General features: G+C 35.6%; 12 protein-coding genes and 2 pseudogenes. 13 read left to right on the top strand and 1 reads right to left on the bottom strand.

Going from position 1 to position 16,921, the window contains the following annotated elements:
- Window positions 1-105 precede the first annotated feature (105 nt).
- The 7 genes and pseudogenes from kdpB to ACZZ95_RS11065 all read left to right on the top strand — a co-directional run bounded on the left by kdpB (window position 106) and on the right by ACZZ95_RS11065 (window position 8,161).
- Window positions 106-2,163: pseudogene (gene kdpB, locus ACZZ95_RS11095) on the top strand (potassium-transporting ATPase subunit KdpB).
- A gap of 115 nt (window positions 2,164-2,278) precedes the next feature.
- Window positions 2,279-2,831: pseudogene (locus tag ACZZ95_RS11090) on the top strand (K(+)-transporting ATPase subunit C).
- 504 nt (window positions 2,832-3,335) lie between these two features.
- Window positions 3,336-4,433, top strand: a complete 1,098-nt coding sequence (locus tag ACZZ95_RS11085) for a porin (RefSeq protein ID WP_463469051.1) — start codon at window positions 3,336-3,338, stop codon at window positions 4,431-4,433.
- Window positions 4,434-4,496: 63 nt separating this feature from the next.
- Window positions 4,497-5,618 (top strand): sensor protein KdpD, encoded by a 1,122-nt coding sequence (locus ACZZ95_RS11080; protein ID WP_463469050.1) that lies wholly within the window; start codon window positions 4,497-4,499, stop codon window positions 5,616-5,618.
- Between the two features lie 249 nt (window positions 5,619-5,867).
- The gene (locus ACZZ95_RS11075) at window positions 5,868-7,586 is read left to right on the top strand and encodes a HAMP domain-containing sensor histidine kinase (RefSeq protein WP_463469049.1); all 1,719 of its coding nucleotides are present in this window, start codon (window positions 5,868-5,870) and stop codon (window positions 7,584-7,586) included.
- Window positions 7,587-7,643: 57 nt separating this feature from the next.
- Window positions 7,644-7,880 carry a hypothetical protein gene (locus tag ACZZ95_RS11070; RefSeq protein WP_095954847.1) on the top strand — a complete coding sequence of 79 codons (237 nt, stop codon included), beginning with the start codon at window positions 7,644-7,646 and terminating at the stop codon, window positions 7,878-7,880.
- On the top strand, window positions 7,862-8,161 hold the full coding sequence (locus ACZZ95_RS11065; protein WP_095954846.1) for a type II toxin-antitoxin system RelE/ParE family toxin: 300 nt from the start codon (window positions 7,862-7,864) through the stop codon (window positions 8,159-8,161). Before ACZZ95_RS11070 ends, ACZZ95_RS11065 begins: the two co-directional genes overlap by 19 nt.
- Before the next feature lie 118 nt (window positions 8,162-8,279).
- Here the strand turns inward: ACZZ95_RS11065 and ACZZ95_RS11060 are convergent, their stop codons facing one another.
- Window positions 8,280-9,032 carry an XRE family transcriptional regulator gene (locus ACZZ95_RS11060; RefSeq protein WP_463469048.1) on the bottom strand — a complete coding sequence of 251 codons (753 nt, stop codon included), beginning with the start codon at window positions 9,030-9,032 and terminating at the stop codon, window positions 8,280-8,282.
- 90 nt (window positions 9,033-9,122) lie between these two features.
- Here ACZZ95_RS11060 and dinB point away from each other — a divergent pair, with 90 nt between their 5' ends.
- The 6 genes from dinB to ACZZ95_RS11030 all read left to right on the top strand — a co-directional run bounded on the left by dinB (window position 9,123) and on the right by ACZZ95_RS11030 (window position 16,897).
- On the top strand, window positions 9,123-10,304 hold the full coding sequence (dinB, locus tag ACZZ95_RS11055; protein WP_463469047.1) for a DNA polymerase IV: 1,182 nt from the start codon (window positions 9,123-9,125) through the stop codon (window positions 10,302-10,304).
- Window positions 10,305-10,306: 2 nt separating this feature from the next.
- On the top strand, window positions 10,307-13,366 hold the full coding sequence (locus tag ACZZ95_RS11050; protein ID WP_463469046.1) for a DNA polymerase III subunit alpha: 3,060 nt from the start codon (window positions 10,307-10,309) through the stop codon (window positions 13,364-13,366).
- Window positions 13,367-13,416: 50 nt separating this feature from the next.
- Window positions 13,417-14,796 (top strand): exonuclease domain-containing protein, encoded by a 1,380-nt coding sequence (locus ACZZ95_RS11045; RefSeq protein WP_463471658.1) that lies wholly within the window; start codon window positions 13,417-13,419, stop codon window positions 14,794-14,796.
- 70 nt (window positions 14,797-14,866) lie between these two features.
- The gene (gene xth / locus ACZZ95_RS11040; protein ID WP_463469045.1) at window positions 14,867-15,643 is read left to right on the top strand and encodes an exodeoxyribonuclease III; all 777 of its coding nucleotides are present in this window, start codon (window positions 14,867-14,869) and stop codon (window positions 15,641-15,643) included.
- Window positions 15,640-16,257, top strand: a complete 618-nt coding sequence (locus ACZZ95_RS11035; protein WP_463469044.1) for an alpha-ketoglutarate-dependent dioxygenase AlkB family protein — start codon at window positions 15,640-15,642, stop codon at window positions 16,255-16,257. The genes xth and ACZZ95_RS11035 overlap by 4 nt, the downstream gene beginning before the upstream one ends.
- A gap of 178 nt (window positions 16,258-16,435) precedes the next feature.
- Complete coding sequence (locus ACZZ95_RS11030; RefSeq protein ID WP_463469043.1) at window positions 16,436-16,897, top strand: DUF1810 domain-containing protein; 462 nt, start codon at window positions 16,436-16,438, stop codon at window positions 16,895-16,897.
- The last annotated feature ends 24 nt before the right edge of the window (window positions 16,898-16,921 follow it).

Genomic DNA, 16,921 nt, shown 5'->3' with positions numbered 1-16,921 from the left:
ATATATTGCGCTCCCACGGTTGAAACCGCGGGCTATATTTCATAGCATTCGTATTTACAATTTTATCTCTAAGTGTTTAAATCAGTTAAACAAAATAATCTAAAAATGACAACTAATAAATCCGCATCATTGTTTGAAAGCAAACAGGTAAAAGAAGCCTTAGCGCAGTCTTTTGTGAAGCTTAATCCAAAATTGATGATCAAAAATCCGGTAATGTTTACCGTAGAAATAGGAACTGCCATTATGTTTGCTGTTTGTGTTTCCATTTTAATGGGAGCTACAAATCAGGGCAGTTTTACTTATAATTTAATTGTGTTCTTCATTTTACTAGCAACGCTTTTGTTTGCCAATTTTGCCGAAGCAATTGCCGAAGCAAGAGGAAAAGCACAAGCTGACAGTTTAAGAAAAACACGTGAAGAAACTCCAGCCAGACAAATTTTACCTAACGGAGAAATCAAAAACATCAGTTCCTCAGAATTGAAAAAAGGAGATATTTTCATTTGTGAAGCTGGCGATCTAATTGCAACCGATGGGGAAATTATTGAAGGTTTAGCCACTATCGACGAAAGCGCCATTACCGGAGAAAGTGCTCCTGTAATTCGCGAAGCCGGCGGTGATAAATCGTCTGTAACTGGAGGAACAAAAGTACTGTCTGATAAAATTAAAGTAATTGTAACTTCAGAACCTGGCGAAAGTTTTCTAGATAAAATGATTGCTTTGGTTGAAGGTGCAAGCGCCAGAAAACACCAAACGAAATCGCTTTGACTATTTTGTTGGTCGCGTTTACTTTAATCTTCGTGATTGTTTGTGTTACGCTAAAACCATTTGCTGATTATGCGAATGCGCCTATTACAATTGTCGCTTTTATTGCACTTTTCGTTTGTTTGATTCCAACGACAATTGGAGGTTTATTATCAGCAATTGGTATTGCGGGAATGGACAGGGCTTTGCGTGCAAACGTAATTACAAAATCTGGAAAAGCGGTTGAAACTGCCGGAGATATTGATGTATTGCTTTTGGATAAAACTGGAACTATCACCATTGGAAACAGAAAAGCAACTAATTTTTATCCAACCAAAGGAATTTCCTTGGATGATTTTATAAAATCTGCCGTATTGAGTTCGCTTGCAGATGATACTCCAGAAGGAAAAAGTATTATTGAATTGAGTAATACTATCAATTTAAATGGTAAAATGCAAGAAGACATTTCATATTTTACAGAAAATATTTCACATACTATCAAATTTACCGCAGAAACCAGAACTTCTGGAGTCGTTTTAAAAGACGGAACCAATATTAGAAAAGGTGCTCAGGATGCTTGCAAAAAACATTGCACTTCAAGCTGGGAATTCATTTCCGGAAGATACGGCTCAAAAAGTAATTGACATTTCGACAAACGGAGGAACGCCATTAGTGGTTATTAAAAACGACCAAGTTCAAGGTGTTATCGAATTGCAGGATATCATTAAAACGGGAATGAAAGAACGTTTTGACCGATTGAGAAAAATGGGTGTAAAAACGGTGATGGTTACTGGAGATAATCCACTGACAGCGAAATTTATCGCAGAAGCCGCAGGTGTTGATGATTTTATTGCCGAAGCAAAGCCTGAGGATAAAATGAACTACATCAAAAACGAACAAAACTTAGGTAAACTTGTTGCGATGATGGGCGACGGAACCAATGATGCTCCTGCCCTAGCGCAAGCGAATGTTGGTGTAGCTATGAACAGCGGAACCCAAGCCGCAAAAGAAGCAGGAAACATGGTCGATCTTGATAATGATCCAACGAAGTTAATTGAGATTATTGAAATTGGAAAACAACTTTTAATGACTCGTGGAACTTTAACGACGTTCTCAATTGCGAATGACGTAGCGAAGTATTTTGCTATTGTTCCCGCGCTTTTCATTACAGCGATTCCTGCTTTGCAAGGTTTAAATATTATGCATTTGCATAGTCCGGAAAGTGCTATTTTATCGGCTGTAATTTTCAATGCGATTATCATTCCTATTTTGATTCCGCTTGCGTTGAGAGGCGTTGATTACAAACCAATTGGAGCAAGTGCAATCCTTAAAAGAAATCTTTTGATGTATGGTTTAGGCGGATTGATTGTTCCTTTTATCGGAATTAAATTAATTGATTTGGTTGTAGCTCTTTTTATGTAAAATTAAACCTGTCAGGTTTACAAAGCTCAAATTAAAAACAAAGACTTTGGATTGCTAGTTTTCTAAAAAAAACTTAGAACCTTAGCAACTTAGTCCCTTAGAATCTCAAAAAACAATGAAAACAATATTTTCACTTTTAAAACTTACCGTACTTACTTTAATTCTGTTTGCGGTTATTTATCCTTTAGCGATCTACGGAATTGCACAAATTGCTCCAAATCAAGGAAAAGGAGAAACTATTTCGGTTAACGGAAAAGTGGTTGGTTACCAAAAAATTGGTCAGAAATTCGATAAGTCGAATTATTTCTGGGGAAGACCTTCGGCTGTGGATTATAATGCTTGCAGGAAGTGCCGGAAGCAACAAAGGACCAAGTAATGCAGATTATTTGGCTCTAGTTCAAAAAAGAATTGATACGCTTTTACTTGTTCATCCGTACCTGAAAAAATGGGAGATTCCGTCAGATATGGTTACGGCTTCGGGAAGTGGATTGGATCCGAATATTTCTCCTCAAGGCGCTTTGATTCAGGTAAAACGAATTGCTAAAGAAAGAAATTTAGCTGAAGCTAAAGTAAAAGCTTTGGTGGAATCTAAAATTAATACGGCTGTTGTTGGTCCTGAAACGGTTAATGTTTTAGAATTGAATGTGGCTTTAGATGCGCTACGCTAAAGATGCTAAGGTTCTGAGATACTGAGATACTGAGATACTGAGATTCTAAGTTTTTCTCCTGCAAGGTTTTCAAAACTTTGTAGGTATGAAAATCGACATCAACTATAATCATGAAGTAACCACAGAGTTTGTCATCCTGAGGAACGAAGGATCACACGAGAAACTCCATCTGCATGATCGCCAATCTTTGTCGAGCTCCTAGTGTGATCCTTCGTTCCTCAGGATGACAAAAAATGGCGAGAATTGGAATCGAAAAACTAAACTTACAATAATACCTAACAGGTTTTGGAAACCTGTTAGGATATGAAAATATTATAATACAAAAACGCCTTTTTAGCCCAAATGCCCTAGCCCCGATAGTAGTGGAAATCCTTTTGTGCCGGTCCCGAGGCTTCGGGAGGCACAAAAGATTGAAACGGATTGCTTCGCCAATTCGCACTTTCAGGCTCGGGTGCGGGATTAGCTCCTAAAAAATCTACTAATAAATAATTGAATACCACAAAAATGAAAAAAATAATACTTACTGCTTTAATCGCTTTTGGTTTTAGCAACTTACACGCACAAGAAGAATCAAAAAGTCCATTTACGTTTTCAGGATATGTAGACGCTTATTATAGTTATGATTTCGGAAAACCGGAAGATCATACACGTCCGGGATTTTTTTATAGCTACAATAAAAGCAACGAGGTAAATCTGAATTTGGGTATGGCAAAAGTGAATTATTCGAAAGAGAATATTCGGGGAAATTTCGCTTTGATGGCAGGAACTTATGCTGAATATAATATGGTCGCCGAACAGGGTTTATTGAAAAATGTTTACGAAGCAAATGTTGGTGTAAAGATTTCTTCCAATCATAATTTGTGGATTGATGCGGGAATTATGCCTTCGCATATTGGTTTTGAAAGCGCAATTGGGAAAGACTGTCAGACTTTAACGAGAAGTATTCTGGCTGAGAATTCTCCTTATTATGAAACGGGAGTAAAAATTGGTTACACTTCTAAATCTGGAAAATGGTATTTGGCGGGAATGTATTTAAACGGCTGGCGCCGAATTGAGAAAGTCGAAGGCAATCAAACACCAGCTTTTGGGACTCAAGTTACGTACAAACCATCGGACAAAGTGGTTTTGAACTGGAGCACTTATGTTGGAAATGAACAGCCGGATATCGACAAAAAATGGCGTTATTTCAACAACTTTTATGGACAATTTAAAGTAACGGAAAAAACAAATATTACAGCTGGTTTTGATGTTGGATCACAGCAATCGGCTAAAGACAGCAACAAATACGACACTTGGTTTTCGCCAATTTTAATCTTGCAATACAAACCGACGGATAAAATTCAGCTTGCGGCGCGCGGTGAATATTATAGCGACGAAAAAGGCGTTATTATCGCGACTGAAACGCCAAATGGTTTTAAAACTTACGGATTTTCAGCTAACTTTGATTACTTAGTTACTGATAATGTAATGTTTAGAATTGAAGCCAGAAATCTTTCGAGCAAAGATGAAATCTTCACAAAAGATAATCTTCCAACGGATACGAATACGTTTGTAACAACTTCGCTGGCGATTTCTTTTTTAGCTTTAAGCTATAAGCTTTAGGCAATAGGCTTTTTAAAAGTCATACTGCCTAAAGCTTACGGCTTATAGCTTAAAGCAAAAAATATGGAACAGAAAAATAACGCACAGCACTTTCTCGATTTAATTCAGAAATCACGAAAGGGAAAGTTTAAAATCTACATTGGAATGAGCGCCGGTGTGGGCAAAACTTTTCGTATGCTTCAGGAAGCGCATTCGTTATTGAAAAACGGAATCGATGTAAAAATTGGTTACATCGAAACGCATATGCGAAAAGAAACGCATGAATTATTGGCGGGTTTGCCTGTGATTCCGCGACGGACAATTTTCTATAAAGGAAAAGAATTAGAAGAGCTTGATGTTCAAGCTATAATTAATCTTCGTCCTGAAGTAGTTATTGTAGATGAATTGGCACACACAAATGTGGAAGGAAGCAAAAACGAAAAACGCTGGCAGGATGTTTTAGAAATTTTAGAAGCTGGAATAAATGTGATTTCGGCGGTTAATATTCAGCATATTGAGAGTTTAAATTCGGCTGTAAAACGTATTACAAACATTGATGTTCAGGAACGAATTCCAGATAATGTTTTGCGATTGGCAGATGAAGTCGTCAATATCGATTTGACTTCGGAAGATTTAATTGCGCGTTTGAAAGAAGGAAAGATTTATACTCCAGATAAAATTCAGACGGCTTTGACTAACTTTTTTAAATCGGAACAAATTCTGCAATTGCGTGAATTGGCTTTGAAAGAAGTCGCCAGTCAGGTGGTTCGAAAGGTTGAAAATGAAGTTCCGCAACTTCACGCTTTACGCCATGAGAAACTTTTGGCGTGTATTAGCAGTAATGATAAAACGGCAAAAATTGTAATTAGAAAAGCCGCACGATTGGCGAGTTATTATAATGGAAGCTGGTATGTTTTGTATGTAGAAACGCCGAAGGAAAGCAGTACAAAAATTGCTTTAGACAAACAGCGGCATTTGATTAATAATTTCAAGCTTGCCGTGCAATTAGGCGCAGAAGTGATTAAATTGGAAAACAAAAATATTGCCGATGCGATCTTAATTTCCGTTGAAGAAAAACAAATTACAACTGTCTGCATTGGAAAACCTCATTTGAATTTATTTAAAGTAATTTTGTCTACAACAATTTTTAGACGTTTGCTAAACAAACTGTCGTTATCAAATGTTGATCTTGTTATACTTTCGTGAAAATTTTCAAACCATATAAGTTATATAAGTTCATTTTAATGTAGGAACGATAAAAGTTTTAACCGCAAAGAGCGCTAAGTTCTTTTTATTTACAAAGCTTTGCATATAACACATAGGTTCGCAAAGCTTAGTAAATAAACTTTGCGTAAACCTTAGCGCTCTTTGCGGTTAGAAAAACGCAATGCTACTATTTTCTTACATCACTTATATGGTTCAAAAAAGTTCAAAAAAAATTAAATGTTTTATAAAATGAGAATTAAAACCAAATTAAATCTGGGTGTTGGATTATTATTTTTGATGATCATTATACTTTCGTTAGTGAGTGGGTATTCTGTTTTTTTAATAAAAGCGGATACCGAAAATATTCTGAAAGCGAATTATAATACGCTGGAATATTCCCGAAATATGATTTTGTCTTTGGATGAAATTAAAGCCAATCCTGATAATAAGATTCAAACTTTTAAAGAATATCTGGAAAAGCAAACTCTAAATGTTACCGAACCCGGCGAAAAAGAGGCAACCGCAAAACTTGAAAATGATTTTTCGTTTTTAGAAAAAAGCGACTCCGATGAAACCATAAAAGCGCAAATTAGACAAGATATTTTTGCGATTATGAAGCTGAATCTGGATGCGATAAAACAGAAAAGTGACATTGCAAAACTTACTGCCGAAAATGCTAATTTATGGATTGCGATTGTGGGAAGTTTATGCTTTTTGATTGCTTTTAATTTACTGGTTAATCTGCCGAATAATATTGCCAATCCGATAAAAGAATTGACGATGAGTATTAAGGAAATCGCCAATAAAAACTATTCAGAACGGGTACATTTTACCAATCATAACGAATATGGAGATTTAGCCAAATCGTTTAATACGATGGCGCAGAAACTTCAAGAATATAATGATAGTAATTTGTATAAATTATTCTTCGAAAAGAAACGTTTGGAAACTTTAATCAATAATATGCACGATCCTATCATTGGTTTGGATAATGAAAATATCGTTTTGTTTGCTAATGACGAAGCCTTAAAAATTATTGGTCTAAAATTAGAAGATGTTGTTGGCAAATCGGCTTCAAATTTGGCTTTATCGAATGATTTAATTCGTTCTTTAATTTTAAAAGAAGATACAGAAACTCCTAAAAAACAACCGCTTAAAATTTACGCACACGGAAAAGAAAGTTATTTCGAAAAAGAGATTCTGAATATTACGATAATTCCAACGGGAGAAGAAAAAGAAATCAATATTGGCGATGTAATTATTCTGCGAAATATTACGCTTTTTAAAGAACTGGATTTTGCCAAAACCAATTTTATTGCTACGGTTTCACACGAATTAAAAACTCCAATTGCGTCTATTAAACTAAGTCTTCAATTACTTGAAAATACCAAAACGGGCGACATGAACGACGATCAGAAACAATTGGTCGAAAGTATAAAAGATGATAGTCAAAGGTTATTAAAAATCACAGGCGAATTATTGAATCTATCTCAATTAGAAACTGGAAATATTCAGCTGAATATCGAAAAAAGCAATCCACACGAAATTGTAAATTATGCTGTTGAAGCCGTAAAAGTCCAAGCCGATCAAAAGCAAATTAAATTGGTTATTAATGCCGATGAAAACCTTCAAGACGTAAAAGCTGACAGTGAAAAAACAGGCTGGGTTTTGATTAATTATTTATCGAATGCGATTCGGTATTCTTCTGAAAAAAGCACGATTATCATCAAACTAAAAAATGAAAACAATCAAATTGTATTTCAGGTGATCGATACTGGAAAAGGAATTGACGCGAGATATAAAGACAAAGTTTTTGATAAATATTTTCAGGTTCCGGGAAGTCAGAAATCTGGAACCGGATTGGGTTTGGCAATTAGCAAAGAATTTATTGAAGCGCAGAATGGAAATGTTGGGGTTGAGAGTAATTTAGGATTGGGAAGTATGTTTTGGTTTTCGTTGAAAGTCTAAATTATTTACATCTTTTTAAAAATAAATCTTTAATTTTGAGTATTAAAAGAATTTGATATGGACATGACAGCGCAAATAAAGGAAAATTTAATCTCTAGAATTAGAGATTCTAAAGACATGAATTTTTTAAAAGCTCTTCAAACTATTTTTGATTCTTCTGAACAATCTCTATATGAATTAAATCTTGAACAGGAATCTTCTATTGAAACGAGCAGAAATCAGATAAAAAATGGCAAGTTTCATAAAAATGAAGACGTAATTTCAGAGATGAGAGAATGGCTAAAAAAGAAATAATCTGGTCGGAACTTGCTAAACTTGAGTTCTCTAATGTTCTTGAATTTTATGTTCTTCGGAATGAAAATTCAGATTATAGTTTAAAAATTCTTGAAGAAGTTGAAGATTTACTGGAAACCCTTTCAAACAATGAATTTATAGGAAGGCTCACTTCAAATAAAATTACCCGAGTTATTCCAATGAAAATCTATTTGATTTTTTATGAAATAAATTATAATCAAATAGAAATTATATCTTTTTGGGACAATCGTCAAAGTGATAAAAAGAGAAAAGTAAAATAATATTACAATTATTATTTCATACTGTTTGTCTTATGAAGTCGAAGACCTCATCGTTACAACGTCTTCGACTTCACTTAGACTGATAAATGAGAACTTTTACGTATTCGAAGTATTATTCTTAATCTCCATAACTTCTCTTTTTTACTTCCAAAAGCAATTCTTTCATACTTTCAGTTTCAGAAAGCTGTTGCTTTTTGTCAGATCGGCCGATATTGCATTCGTATTCCCAAATCTCAAGAATATCAGAAGCTTTCACTTCATAATTCGGATAAAAACTATTGTCTGATTCTAAAACTAAGGTGTTTTTTTTATTTTTATTGAGACGTTTGTAAACCATACCTTCATTTTTGGTAATCAGAATATAGGTTTTTCCATCCATTACCTCGCCCAGCCTTTCGACATAACGGCCAATAATGATAGAACCATCTTCATGCGGCAGCATCGAATCTCCTTCTACGGGAAAGCCACGGTGTTTACCTGGTCCTAAAAACGGAAGCGAAACCTGCTGTAAACTTTCGATATATTCTGGATCGGCATAACCGTTGAGGTATCCTGCTTTTGCTTTTTGAGAGACAATTTCGATATAATTCTCCCCAAAACTATCTACTTGTATGGGTAAAATAAGTCGGTTGCCTTCTAATTTGATCAGGTTTTCTATATTGATTTTACGTATATCGACAGATAATAGTAAATCGATACTCATATGAAAATATAAGGCGATTTGCTTTAAAATGTCATACGGCGCTTCGGAGGTTCCATCTTCGTATTTAACGTATCTACCTCGGGTAATCTTTAGGTTTCCAGCTAATTTCTCCTGCGATATTTTATGCTTAACCCTTAATGCTCTGATGTTGTCTGAAAATAAGGACATAATTAATTTGTTATAATTTGGAACAGCAAATATACAAAAAATTGTTATCGTCTGTACTAATTTTGCTTTATACAAAAACAAAAAGGAAAAATGGCAAGGGCAATTGTACATATGGATCTGGATACCTTTTTTGTATCCTGCGAAAGACGCACCAACTCTGAACTCAATGATATTCCGCTTATTATAGGCGGTGGAGATCGTGGTGTTGTCGCATCTTGTTCTTATGAAGCCCGTAAATTTGGAGTCCGTTCTGCTATGCCTATTCGTATGGCACTGAAACTTTGCCCAGACGCAAAAGTTATGAAAGGTGACATGGAATTATATTCTCAGTTATCACATGATGTTACTGAAATTCTTCAGGAAAAAGCGCCTGTTTTAGAAAAAGCCAGTATTGATGAATTTTATATGGATATTACTGGAATGGATAAATTTCACGGCAGTTATAAATGGACAAATGAATTGGCACAAAAAGTGATTCAGGAAACTGGACTTCCTATTAGTTTTTCATTATCTGTTAATAAAACGGTTTCTAAAATTGCTACCGGCGAAGGCAAACCAGTTGGAAATCTAGAAATTCCAGAACAAGGTGTACAAGCATTTTTAAATCCGTTATCTATCCAAAAAATACCAATGGTTGGTGCTGTAACTTTTCAGCTTTTATCGCGAATTGGTGTTCGTAAAATTCAGACTTTAGCCGAAATGCCTCCCGAAGTGTTACAGCAGATGATTGGTAAAAATGGTATTGACATTTGGAAAAAAGCCAACGGAATCGATCATACTCCTGTTGAGCCGTATACCGAAAGAAAATCAATTTCTACTGAGCATACTTTTTCTCAGGATACGATTGATATTGAAAAACTCAAAAGAGTACTGTTGGGAATGGTCGAAAAACTGGCTTTTCAGCTTCGCTCAGAACAATGGTTAACCTCAACAGTTACAGTTAAAATACGTTACGCCAATTTTGATACTGAAACCAAACAATGCAGAGTAGCATACACTTCTGCAGATCATATTTTAACCAAAAATATAATGGAGCTTTTTGAGAAATTGTATCAGCGCCGTATGCGTCTTCGTTTGATTGGCATTCGCTTTAGCGGACTCGTGCGCGGTACGTATCAAATTGATCTTTTTGAAGATACTCAGGAAATGCTTTCGCTTTATGCGACAATGGATAAAATGAAAAGCCGATATGGTTTTGATGCCGTAATGCGCTGCGCCGGAGCTCATTTTAAACCAAATAATAAAGATGAAATTTTAAAACGCAAAAAATAATCATGTACCTCAATTGTCATTCATACCATTCACTACGCTACGGCACAATTCCACTTAAGGAACTGGTTGACTATGCTGTTTTGAATGACATAAAAGCAATGGCATTGACGGATATTAATACCGTTACCGGAATTTATGATTTTATAAGAGAATGCAAAAAAGTCGAAATCAAACCTCTTATTGGAATGGAATTTAGATGCAATCATCAATTTCGATATATTGGTCTGGCTAAAAATGTGGAAGGTTTAGCTGAAATGAATCGGTTTTTAACAGATTATAATTTCAGCGACGAAGCTTTGCCTTTGATTGCTCCCGAATTCGAATCGGTTTTTGTGATTTATACTTTAGAAAATGCTCCGAAAACACTTCGTGAAAATGAATTTATCGGTATTCGGACAGATGAAGTTTCAAAGCTTTTTACATCAGAACATAAAAATCAAATTTCTAAAATGGTGGTGCTTCAACCGGTAACTTTTAGAAATAAAAAAGAATTCAACCTGCATAAAATTCTTCGCGCGATTGATACCAATATTATTTTATCAAAATTGACAGAAGCTGATTATTGCAGAACTTCTGAAAAAATGTCGCCTTTAGAATCGCTTTTGCCTTTCTATGAAAAATATCCTGAAATTATTGCCAACACACAGAAAATAATCGATTCCTGTGATTTTCAATATGATTTTTCAATTAAAAGAAATAAAAAATTCTTTACCGGAAGCCGTGAAAGTGATCTCAAAAAACTAACAGAATTGGCCGAAAAAGGTTTTGAATGGCGTTATGGAAAAGAAAACAAAATTGCTCGAAAACGTGTAGAAAAAGAATTAAAAGTTATTGACGAATTAAAATTTAGCGGCTATTTTTTAATCACTTGGGATATTATCCGATACAGCAACAGTCAGGGATTTATGCACATCGGGCGCGGAAGCGGTGCCAACAGCATTATTGCCTATTGCCTCGGAATTACCGACATCTGTCCAATCGAACTCGATTTGTATTTTGAACGTTTTTTAAATTTAAATCGAAAAAGTCCACCCGATTTTGATATCGATTGGAGCTGGAAAGAACGCAACACCATTTTAGAATATATCTTCGATAAATACGGTCGTGATCATGTTGCTTTTTGTGGCACTAATGTCGAATTCAAACATCGATCTATTTACAGAGAAGTCGGAAAAGTGTTTGGCCTTCCAAAAGAAGAATTGGATATGCTGGCTAAAAATCCGATGGCACTACACGAAACCAATTCTATCGTGAACTTGGTACAGAAATATAGCATGATGATGGGTAAATACCCCAACCAACGCAGTATGCATGCTTGTGGGATTATCATTTCTGAAGATCCCATTACGAATTACACGCCTTTGGAAATGCCTCCAAAAGGATTTCCAATCGTACTTTTTGACATGCATATTGCCGAAGAAATTGGTTTCGATAAATTTGATATTCTGAGTCAGCGTGGGATTGGACATATTGATGACAGTGTAAAACTGATCGAAAAAAACCGTGGAATTAAATTAAATATTCGTGATACTTCTATTTCTAAAAATGAAGCTGTATGTAATATTCATTTGGCACAAGGCAAAACAATTGGCTGTTTTTATATCGAAAGTCCAGCCATGCGCGGTTTATTACGCCGATTGAATTGTGATAATTATAAAGTGTTAGTGGTCGCGTCTTCCATCATTCGTCCTGGAGTTGCTCAATCCGGAATGATGAAAGAATACATTTTCCGCCATAATTATCCGGATCAATTCGAGTATTTTCATGAGGTTTTTAAAGAGCATCTTGGCGAAACTTATGGAATTATGGTCTATCAGGAAGATGTCATTAAAATTGCCCAGCATTACGGAGGCGTTCCGGTCGCTGATGGCGATATTTTGCGTAGAGCCATGTCTGGAAAAGGACGTTCTCTAGAAGCTTTACAAAAAGTAAAAGATAATTTCTTTGCGTCTTGTGCCAGAAAAGGACATCCAGAAGCGCTAAGTCAGGAAATTTACCGTCAGATTGAATCGTTTGCTGGATTTTCATTCTGCAAGGCACACTCGGCTTCTTATGCGGTAGAAAGTTACCAAAGTTTGTATCTCAAAATTAATTATCCTGTTGAATTTATGGTGGCGGTCATCAACAATCAGGGCGGATTTTACCGAACCGAAGTTTATGTACACGAAGCGCGTATGTCTGGCGGGACAATCCTAAATCCGTGTGTGAATAAAAGCGAATATCAAACCACGGTTTATGGAAATGATATTTATTTAGGTTTTATGCATTTGCAGGGTTTAGAATCGAAAACGGCGAATTTGATTGAATCAGATCGGGAGAAAAACGGTCCTTATCTTTCTTTGGAAGATTTTATCAACCGAATTCCGATCGGGATTGAGAGCATTAAAATTTTAATTTTTATTGATGCTTTTCGTTTTACAGGAAAAACCAAAAATCAGCTTTTGGTTATTGCGAGTTTACTTTTAAACAATTTCAAACCCGAAAACAGAAGTTTAATGCTTTTGCAGGAACCCGTTAAAGAATATAAACTCCCAACTTTAGACCGTTCTGTTTTTGAAGATGCTTTTGACGAAATCGAATTGTTGAGTTTTCCTGTTTCGTGTACTGTTTTTGATTTGCTTCAGATTAAATACCGCGGCGATATTATGGCAAAGGATTTAGTCGCGTATCATAAAAAACAGGTTAAAATGCTGGCGTATTTAATTTCCAGAAAACAAGTTCCGACCAAAAAAGGGAACATGTATTTCGGCACATGGATCGATCACCAAGGTACTTATTTTGATACGGCACATTTTCCTGATTGTCTGGCAGAATATCCTTTTCAGGGCGGAGGCTGTTATTTGCTTTTAGGAAATGTAGAAGTCGATTATCATTTCCCGACAATTACCATTATCAAAATGGCAAAAATGCCTTTTATTCCAGATCCGCGTTATATGGATGCTAAAGATCAATTTAAAACCCAGCATCAAATTAAGGAAGATGTGAGTTCGACGCATCGGGAACCGTATCCGCAGGGACATGAAATCAATTTACCAAGACACCGAATGAAATTTCAAAAATAACCACGATGATTTTACAAGAACAAAAAGAGGTTTTGCGTTATAATAAAGAGATGAAAAATACGGAATATGCAATAGTAGATATCGAAACCACAGGCGGGAATGCCAGTGGCGATAGCATTACAGAAATTGCCATTGTAATTCATGATGGTAAAAATGTAATAGACCGTTATGAAACGCTTGTAAATCCAGAAAAAGATATACCCTTGTCTATTTTTGGCTTAACGGGTATTAATAACGAAATGGTCGCCAATGCACCTGTTTTTGATGACATTTCAGAGAAAGTTTTGGAAATGCTTACTGATCGTATTTTTGTGGCTCATAATGTAAACTTTGATTATTCTTTTGTGCGCCATCAGCTGGAACAAGCAGGATTTAAGTGGACAGCAAGAAAACTGTGCACCGTTCGCGCAAGACGAAAAATTAAACCAGGATTGACATCTTACAGCTTGGGGAAACTTTGCTATTCGTTAGACATTCCTTTAGAAAATCAACATCGAGCTGGCGGAGACGCAGATGCTACCGCAATATTATTTTCCCGATTACTCGAATGGGACAATGAAGGCGAAATAGCGAAAATGGTCAAAATGACTTCACAAGATCAGCGCTTACCCCCAAATTTACCACCGGAAGATTTTAATAATTTACCCGAAAAACCAGGTGTTTATTATTTTTATAATCAGCAGAAAAAAGTGGTTTATGTTGGAAAAGCAATCAACTTAAAAAAACGGGTAGCTTCTCATTTTAGCGGTCATAAAATCAATCCGCAAAGACAGCATTTTTTAAGGGATATTTATGGTATTTCCTTTGAAGTTTGTGCTACCGAATTAATGGCACTTTTACTAGAATGTACTGAAATAAAACAGCTTTGGCCAACTTATAATAGAGCATTAAAACGTTTTGAAGCAAAATTCGGCATTTATCAATATGAAGCAAGAAACGGATATAAATATTTGGCCGTTGGAAAATTAACCAAATTTCAGACTTGCATTCATGAATTTAATAGTTTGTATAACGCGATAGATTTACTGAGAAGTCTGGCTGAACAATTTGAAATTGATCAAAGATTCTGCAAATATTCCAGACCAGAAGAGGGAGAACTTTTTCAGAATAAAGACATAAAGGATCTTCCGGAAGTTTCGCTTCATAACGAACAAGTCGACAATGCTATTGATTTTTTATTAAGCAACCGACCCACTTTTGCAATTATAGACAAAGGAAGAACCAAAGACGAACGCGACTGTATTTGGATTGAAAACGGTCATTTTTATGGAATGGGACATATCCCGACAGATGTTTCAATTCATGACGCATCAGAAGTAAAAAACTATGTCACGCAGTACAAAAGCAATCAATATATGGTGCAATTGATTTTTGCTTACGCAGAAAAATACCCAGGTAAAGTCTTCTTTAACAAACAGTTTCTGAAATAAGAATATAAAAACATATCTAATTAAATGCTTAATAATCAGTAAATTTAATATCCAACTAATTAAATGTACCATGAAAATAGCAACATATAACGTAAACGGAGTCAACGGACGTCTTAATGTATTACTGCAATGGCTTGAAGAAGTCGCTCCAGATATTGTCTGCCTTCAGGAATTAAAAGCACCACAGGATAAATTTCCAATTAAAGCAATTAATGATGCTGGTTATAATGCTATTTGGCACGGGCAAAAACAATGGAATGGTGTTGCTATTCTTGCCCGTAATATGGAAATTGAAGAAGTTACGCGAATTCTTCCTGGTGATAAAGAAGATGTCCAGAGTCGTTATATAGAAGCTTTGATTAACGGAATCGTGATTGCCTGTTTGTATCTTCCAAATGGAAACCCTGCGCCGGGACCAAAATTAGAATATAAACTAAAATGGTTTGATCGTTTAGCCGAACGTGTCGCAACATTGTTAAGTTTAAAAACACCTGTGATTCTTGTGGGAGATTTTAATGTAATGCCAACAGAATTGGATGTTTATAAACCTGAAAAATGGGTAAAAGATGCGCTTTTCCTGCCCGAAGTTCGAAAAGCGTTTGCGACTATTGTTTCGCAGGGATGGACAGACGCAATTAGAAAATTATATCCTGATGAAAAAATTTACACTTTTTGGGATTATTTTAGAAATGCTTACGAAAGAGATGCAGGATTGAGAATTGATCATTTTTTACTAAGTCCGCAAATAGCAAAAGAACTCCGCTCCGGCGGTGTTGACCGTCATGTGCGAGGCTGGGAAAAAACAAGCGATCATGCGCCTGTATGGATTGAAATTGACAAAATATGAATGGAAAAATGACATTATTTAACGACACCGAATTATTTACAGCAGGTTTGGCAGGAAAAAAAGTATTTGACATCCCTGATTCTGAATTGATTTTGATTGATAACTTTTTTAACAAAGAAGAATCGGATCGCTTTTATGAAAGGATTCTTCGTAAAACCAAATGGAGAGAACATGAAATGGAAATTTATGACAAAACGTACACGGTTCCTCGAATGATTTCTTGGTACGAAGACAAAGATAATCCCGGTGCAGATCCAAACGGTCCTGACTGGACGTATGAATTGCTGACTATTAGAGGACGTGTAGAAAAAGAAACACAGCTCGATTTTAACAGTCTTCTTTTAAATTTATATCGAAACGGAAATGACGGCGTGGGCTGGCACAGCGACAAAGAACATAATACAGGGCCTAACCCAGTTATTGCTTCGGTAACTTTTGGAGAAACTAGAATGTTCAGGCTTCGTCATAAATACAGCAAGGAAATTCCGCAGGTCGAAATTCCGCCGCATCATGGTTCTTTTTTATTGATGTCTGGAACAACAAATAGTTTTTGGCGAGCACCAAGTTCCAAAAACAGCGCGCGATGTTTTACCAAGAATCAATTTAACTTTTAGGCAAACCTTACGAAATCTGTAATCTATTAATAACTAAAAACTAGCCTGTTTTTTAGCTTTAAAACCACGAGGAAAATTCTGTCGAAAAAAGTTAAAATACTGATTGTATGAATGTTTTATTAGGCAGACCCTATCTTTTTTACTATTTTTGCAACCTTTTTTTAAACACAATACCGTAATGGCATATTCAAACAATGATTTAGCGCGTTTCTTAGATGCGCAAAATAAACTCTATCTTACCGCTCTTTCTGAAATCAGTAAAGGGAAAAAAGAAACTCACTGGATGTGGTTCATTTTTCCACAAATAAAAGGATTAGGAAAAAGCGATACTGCAATTCTTTACGCCATTAATGATTTAAAAGAAGCTTCTGATTATTTGGAACATCCAATTCTTGGAAAACATTTAATCGAAATTTCAGAACTTTTGCTAACCTTCAAAAGAAAATCAGCAGATGGAATTTTTGGCGATTTAGACGCTCGAAAATTACGTTCGTGCATGACACTATTTTCTTTGGTAGAAAATGCAAATCCAATATTTCAAGAAATTCTGGATTGCTTTTTCTCAGGAGAATGTGACCCTATAACTTTGTCTATTATTAATTCAACTATAAAATCATCTCCAGAGCCTGTTATTGCATAATTTTAGAGCTCGACGATTTTTTAC

Source organism: Flavobacterium sp. AC267, assembly GCF_979258715.1.
Note: the sequence above shows the minus strand (reverse complement) of the source record. Positions and strands in the feature narration are given on the sequence as shown.

Bases quoted from the DNA above. Each gene is read 5' to 3' on its own strand.
- ACZZ95_RS11030 (WP_463469043.1), top strand. From the start codon at position 16,436: ATGGCATATTCAAACAATGATTTAGCGCGTTTCTTAGATGCGCAAAAT.
- ACZZ95_RS11080 (WP_463469050.1), top strand. From the start codon at position 4,497: ATGGAACAGAAAAATAACGCACAGCACTTTCTCGATTTAATTCAGAAA.
- ACZZ95_RS11045 (WP_463471658.1), top strand. From the start codon at position 13,417: ATGAAAAATACGGAATATGCAATAGTAGATATCGAAACCACAGGCGGG.
- ACZZ95_RS11050 (WP_463469046.1), top strand. From the start codon at position 10,307: ATGTACCTCAATTGTCATTCATACCATTCACTACGCTACGGCACAATT.
- ACZZ95_RS11065 (WP_095954846.1), top strand. From the start codon at position 7,862: ATGGCTAAAAAAGAAATAATCTGGTCGGAACTTGCTAAACTTGAGTTC.
- ACZZ95_RS11075 (WP_463469049.1), top strand. From the start codon at position 5,868: ATGAGAATTAAAACCAAATTAAATCTGGGTGTTGGATTATTATTTTTG.
- ACZZ95_RS11035 (WP_463469044.1), top strand. From the start codon at position 15,640: ATGAATGGAAAAATGACATTATTTAACGACACCGAATTATTTACAGCA.
- ACZZ95_RS11085 (WP_463469051.1), top strand. From the start codon at position 3,336: ATGAAAAAAATAATACTTACTGCTTTAATCGCTTTTGGTTTTAGCAAC.
- xth (WP_463469045.1), top strand. From the start codon at position 14,867: ATGAAAATAGCAACATATAACGTAAACGGAGTCAACGGACGTCTTAAT.
- ACZZ95_RS11060 (WP_463469048.1), bottom strand. From the start codon at position 9,032: ATGTCCTTATTTTCAGACAACATCAGAGCATTAAGGGTTAAGCATAAA.
- dinB (WP_463469047.1), top strand. From the start codon at position 9,123: ATGGCAAGGGCAATTGTACATATGGATCTGGATACCTTTTTTGTATCC.
- ACZZ95_RS11070 (WP_095954847.1), top strand. From the start codon at position 7,644: ATGGACATGACAGCGCAAATAAAGGAAAATTTAATCTCTAGAATTAGA.